Annotated in this window: 1 protein-coding gene; it reads left to right on the top strand. The window is 68.2% G+C overall.

Going from position 1 to position 6,300, the window contains the following annotated elements:
- Positions 1 to 47: 47 nt before the first annotated feature.
- A partial coding sequence (locus K675_RS0116055) for a non-ribosomal peptide synthetase (RefSeq protein ID WP_017904520.1) occupies positions 48 to 6,300 on the top strand: 6,253 nt, incomplete at its 3' end.

A 6,300-nucleotide genomic window follows, 5' to 3' on the forward strand; every position in this document is an offset into this window, starting at 1 on the left:
CCCCCGACGCCCCCACATCCCCAGTCCACGGCAAGGAGACCCTCGGCATGAACGACAAGGTCAAAGCACTTTCCCGCAATATCGAGGCCATCTATCCCCTGGCGCCCATGCAGCAGGGGTTGTTGTTTCACAGCCTGATGCACCCAGGCAAGGGTATGTACCTGCTGCAGTACCGCCATGTGATGGTGCTGCCGCAACTCGATCTGCAGGCGTTCCGCCAGGCCTGGGCACAGGTGGTGGAGCGCCACGAGCTGCTGCGCACCTCCTTTGTCTGGAAGCAGCAGAAGCGGCCGATGCAGGTGGTGCACAAGCAGGTCGAACTGCCGATCAGCTATGAGGACTGGTCGGACATCGACGAGGCCGAGCAGCAGGCGCGTCTGGAACATCTGCTGGCCGAGGAGCGTCGCGCGGGGCTGGATTTCACCCAGGCGCCGCTGATGCGCGTGCGCCTGTTCAAGCTGGCCCCGGACACCTACCAGTTCGTGCGCAGCTATCACCACATCCTCATGGATGCCTGGTGCTTCTCCATCATCATGATGGACTTTCTCGACGGTTACCGCGCCGCGCGTGAGGGGCGGCGTCTGGAGCTGCCCAAGCCACGCCCGTACCGCGACTTCATCCGTTGGCTGGAGCAGCAGAAGCCCGAGGATCATCAGGCCTTCTGGCAACAGCGCCTGGCCGGCTTCGACACGCCCACCGCGTTCGGTTTCGGCCACCCTGGCCGCGTGAGCGATGCGCCGGAGCCGGTGGAGGATTGCGTCGAACACCTCAGCGTCGAGCAGACGCAGGGCCTGCAGCGGGCCGCCGGCGGCCTGGGTATCACCCTCAACACCTTGGTACAGGGTGCCTGGGCCTTGCTGTTGGCGCGCTACAGCGGCAATCGTGACCTGCTGTTCGGCGTCACCGTGGCTGGGCGCCCGGTGCACATGCAAGGCATGGAGAGCATCGTCGGGCTGTTCATCAACAGCCTGCCGCTGCGCTGGAGCTGGCAACCGCAGCAGTCCCTCGGTGCCTGGCTCAAGGCCTTGCAGGCCGAGAACCTGAACCTGCGCGAACATGAAAGCGTGTCGCTGGCGCAGATCCAGAGCTGGAGCGAGGTCCAGCGCCAGGATCTGTTCCAGAGCCTGTTCGTGTTCGAGAACGCGCCGATCTCCGCCAGCCTGCGCCAGGGCCAGTTGGACTACCTGATCAGCGACATGGCCAACCGCACCCACACCAACTATCCGGTTACCGTGGTGATCGTGCCCGGCGAGCGCCTGCACCTGCAGTTGACCTACCAGACCGACTGGTTTCTGCGCGAGGAAGTCGAGCAGATGCTGCGCCACTTCCGCACGCTGCTGCTGAACATGGGCGACAGCCTGGCCAGCGAGGCGGATATCCCGCTGCAACGCATCGCCATGCTCGATGCGACGGAGATCGCCCAACAGCATGCCTGGGCCAGCGGCGACCTGGCGGCGGACGCGGCGCAACTGCGGCCGCTGTACGTCGAGCGCCTGCAACAGCAGGTGCGTCGCACCCCCGAGCGTATCGCCGTGGTGCATGGCGAGCGCAGCCTGAGCTTCGATCAGTTGAACCGGGCGGCCAACCGACTGGCCCGTCATCTGCGCGCCAATGGCGTGCAGGACGGCGACCTGCTGGCGTTGCTCGATGAGCGTGGCCTCGACCTGGTGGTGATGATTCTCGCCACCCTCAAGGCTGGCGCCGGCTGGCTGCCCCTGGACCCGCGCAATCCGCCGCAACGCCTGGCCCAAGTGCTCACCCAGAGCCGTTCGCCGCTGCTGCTGCACGGCGGGGAGCAGGGTGAGCTGGCACAGCAGGCGCTGCGGCAGATGGCGCCCCCGCCGGCGGCGATCCGCTACGAGCCGGCGGCCCTGAGCGGCTACAGCGATGCCGACCTGGACATCCCCGTGCATGACCTGTCGCTGGCCTACTGCATCTTCACCTCCGGCTCCACCGGCACGCCCAAGGGGGCGATGGTGGCCCACGCCGGCATGCTCAACAACATGCTTGGCAAGGTGCCGGGCCTGGGCCTGAATGAACATGACGTAATCGCCCAGAGCGCGCCGCAGTGCTTCGACATCTCCGTCTGGCAGACCCTCGCCGGCCTGGTGCTGGGGGCGCGCACGGTGATTCTCGGCGACTGCGTGATGCAGAATCCCGAGGCCCTGGCCGAGGCCATTGCTCGCCATGGCGTGAGCATTCTCGAAGCGGTGCCGTCGCTGATGCAGAGCCTGCTCGAGGCGGGCCTGGAGCGCACCGCGCTGCGCTGGGTATTGGCCACTGGCGAGGCGCTGCCGCCGGCGCTGGCGCGGCGTTGGTTCGATCGCTATCCCGGCATCCCGCTGATGAACGCCTACGGGCCGGCCGAATGCTCCGACGACGTGGCCTTCCATCCGCTCACCGAGCGCCTGGCGCAGTCGCGCAGCAGTGTGCCGATCGGTCGCGCCACCCTGAACAACCGTCTGTACCTGCTCGATAACGAATTGCAACCGGTGCCGCGCGGTGCGGTGGGTGAAATTTTCGTCGCCGGCGTGGGGGTTGGCCGTGGCTACATGGCCGACCCGGCACGCACTGCGGCGGTGTTTTTGCCCGACCCCATCGCCAACGACGGCAGCCGCCTGTATCGCACCGGCGACCTGGCGCGTTTCCTGGCCAATGGCGAGCTGGAGTACGTCGGCCGTACCGACCACCAGGTGAAGATTCGCGGCCACCGTATCGAGCTGGACGAGATCGAAGCCTGCCTGACCCGTTACCCCGGCGTGCGTGAAGCGGTGCTGCTGGCCCGTGACGACCAACAGCGCGCCAAGGTGCTGGTCGCCTACCTGGTGGCCGAGCCGCAGCCCTCCATCGAGGCGCTGCGCGAGTTCGTTGCCGCCCACCTGCCGCCCTACATGCTGCCCAGCGCTTTCATGCTGCTCGAGCGCATGCCGCTCAACGCCAACGGCAAGGTCGACCGCAAGGCCCTGCCGGCGCCCGACTTCGCCGCGCAGAGCGAGGCGCGCTACGTCGCGCCACGCAGCGAGCTGGAAGCACAGTTGGCCGAAGCCTGGCAGGGTGTGCTGGGGCTCGCGCGGGTCGGCATTCAGGATCACTTCTTCGAGCTCGGCGGGCATTCGCTGCTGGCCACGCAACTGATCGGCCAGATCGGCAAGCTCAGCGGCAAGGAACTGCCCCTGCGCGTGGTCTTCGAGCGCCCGACCATCGCCGCCATGGCCGAGTGGCTGGAACAACAGCAGGCCGGCGAGAACACCACGCCGATGCGCCTGCCGCGCCCGCAGACCTTGCCGCTGTCGTTCGCCCAGCAGCGCCTGTGGTTCCTCCAGCAACTGCAGCCGCAAAGCCCGGCCTACAACCTGGCCGGCGCGGTGCGCCTGAGCGGCGACCTGCATGTCGCTGACCTGCAGGCAGCGTTGCAGGCCCTGGTCGATCAGCACGAAGTCCTGCGTACCCGCTTCGTCAGCGATGGCGGTGAGCCGTCGCAGGTCATCCTCGCCAAGGCCGAGCTGGCCTTGCCGCTGATCGAGGTGGCCAGCGAGGCGCAGTTGCACGACCTGCTGCGCCAGGACGCGATGACGCCGTTCGCCCTGGACAGCGCGCCGCTGCTGCGTGCCTGCCTGTATCGCCTCGGGCCGCAGGCGCACGTGCTGGCGCTCAATTGCCACCATATCGCCGCCGATGGCTGGTCGCTGCAACTGATCATCGACGGTCTTTGCAGCCATTACCGCGCGTTGCGCCAGGGACGTAAACCGGCGTTGGCCGAAGCGCCGATGCAGTACGCCGACTATGCCCTGTGGCAACGCCAGTGGATGGACAGCGCCGCCTGCCAGGACGAACTGGCCTACTGGCGCGAGCAGTTGTCCGGCGAATTGCCGGTGCTCGAACTGGCCGCGGACTTCCCCCGGCCGGCCCACGCCAGCCAGGCCGGCGGGCGCGTCGAGCAACGCCTGCCGGATGCGCTGGCGGCGCGCCTGCGGGCATTCAGCGCGAGCCACGGCTGGAGCAACTTCATCCCCATGCTCTGCGCCTTCCAGCTGCTGCTGCGCAGCCGCAGCGGCGAGCACGACATCCTCGTCGGGGTGCCGGCCGCCAACCGCCATCACGCGGCGTTGCAACCGCTGGTGGGCTGCTTCGTCAATACGCTGGTCTACCGCCAGAAGCTCTCCGGCACGGCCAGCCTGCTGCAACTGATGCGCGAGTTGCAGGCGCTGTCCGTGGCGGTGCAGTCGCATCAGGATCTGCCGTTCGACTACCTGATCGAACAGCTCGGGGTGGCCCGCCAGGTCAGCTACAACCCGTTGTTCCAGGCCATGTTCAACTACTTCCCGGGCCATGCCCTGGAGCGTTTCGAATTGACCGAGCTGATCGCCGAGCCGCTCGACAATCGCCCGGACAGCGCGCTGTGCGACCTGCATCTGGACGTGCGCGACAGCGAACACGGCATCGCCCTGAGCCTGCAGTACAGCAGCGAGCTGTTCCGCGAGCAGACCGCGCAGACGATGCTCGAGCAGTACCTGGCGCTGCTCGATGCCGTGCTCGAGCAACCGCGGCAGGTACTGGGCGAACTCGCCTGGCAGCCCGAGCAGCGTGCGTTGGCGCGCTTGCACGGTGAGCCCGTGGAGGGCCGCGAAGACCTCCTGCGGGCCTTTGCACGGCAAGTCGCCGGGCAGCCCGAAGCCATCGCCGTGCAGGCCGGCGAACGATGCCTGAGCTATGCCGAACTGAACCAGGCGGCCGAACGCCTGGCCGCTGCCCTGCAGGCCCGTGGCGTCGGCGCCGAGGATCGTGTGGCCCTGCGCCTGCCGCGTGATGCGCGGCTGCCCATGGCCATGCTGGCCATTCTCAAGGCGGGCGCCGCCTACGTGCCGCTGGCCGAGGACACCCCGGCCGAGCGCGGCCGTTACATCCTTGCCCATGCGCAGCCGCGGTTGTGCCTGACCCATGCCGAGGCCCTGGCGGAACTGGCCGAGTGGGGCAGTGCCGTCGAACTGCTGGATATCGATGCGCTGACCACCACCGAACCCTATTTCGCGCCGAGCGTGCATCCGGCCCAGCTCGCCTATGTGCTCTATACCTCGGGTTCCACCGGCCAGCCCAAGGGCGTGGCCATCGACCGTGGCAACCTGATGAACCTCATGCTCGGCGTGCAGCAGGTGCTGCCGTTGACGGCGCGGGACCGGGTGCTGGCGCTGACCACCGCGACCTTCGATATCGCCATCGTCGAGCTGCTGCTGCCGCTGAGTCGCGGGGCCAGCATCCTGCTCGCCGACCGTGAGCAGGCACGCGACCCGCAAGCCCTCGACCGCCTGATCGAGGCCGGCCAACCGACGGTGATGCAGGCCACCCCTGCCACCTGGCGCATGCTGGTGGCGCACACCGGACGCGGTTGGCGGGGCGTGCGCGCCATTTCCGGTGGCGAGGCCCTGCCGAGCGCGCTGGCCGAGGCCATGGAGCAGCGTGGTGCCCAGGTGATCAACGGTTACGGGCCGACCGAGGCCACCGTCTACAGCACCTTCGAGCCGCGTCGGGGCGAGAGCGGCGGGGTGGAGGTGCCGATCGGCCGGCCGCTGGTCAATACCGCCGCCTATGTGCTGGACGCCGACCTGCAACCCGTGGCGCCGGGCGTTTCCGGCGAGCTGTACCTGGCCGGCGCCAACCTGGGGCGTGGCTATTTCGCCGCGCCTGCCCTGAGCGCGGCGAGCTTCCTGCCCGATCCTTTTGTGCCGGGGGCGCGTATGTACCGCACCGGCGACCGCGTGCGGCGCAACGCCAATGGCAGCCTGGACTACCAGGGGCGTCTGGATTTCCAGGTCAAGCTGCGTGGTTTCCGTATCGAGCTGGGCGAGATCGAGGCCCTGCTGGCGCGGTTCACCGGGGTGCGGGAGGCGGCCGTGGTGCTGCTCGGCAGCGGCGACAGCGCGCGCCTGGTGGCTTACTACTCGGTCACGCAAGCGGCGGGTGCTGACCTGAGCGACGCCGCGCTGCGCGTACAGCTTGCGCAGCACCTGCCGGATTACATGCTGCCGAGCCAGTTCGTGCGCCTCGACAGCTTGCCGCTGAGCCCTAGTGGCAAGGTCGAGCGCAAGGCGCTGCCGGTTCCAACTCAACAGGACGGTCAGCGCGACGGCGAGCTGGGCAGACCCTGGGAGGCGCAACTGGCCGAACTGTGGTGCGAGCTGCTCGGTTGCAACGCGGTTGGCGCAGGCGACAATTTCTTCGCCCTCGGCGGCCATTCGCTGCTGGCGGCACGGCTGGTGGCGCGCATCGCCGAGCGCTATGAGCGGCAGCTGCCGCTGCGCAGCG

This window comes from Pseudomonas fuscovaginae SE-1, from assembly GCF_000364705.1.
In the GTDB taxonomy this organism is placed as follows: Bacteria; Pseudomonadota; Gammaproteobacteria; order Pseudomonadales; family Pseudomonadaceae; genus Aquipseudomonas; species Aquipseudomonas fuscovaginae_A.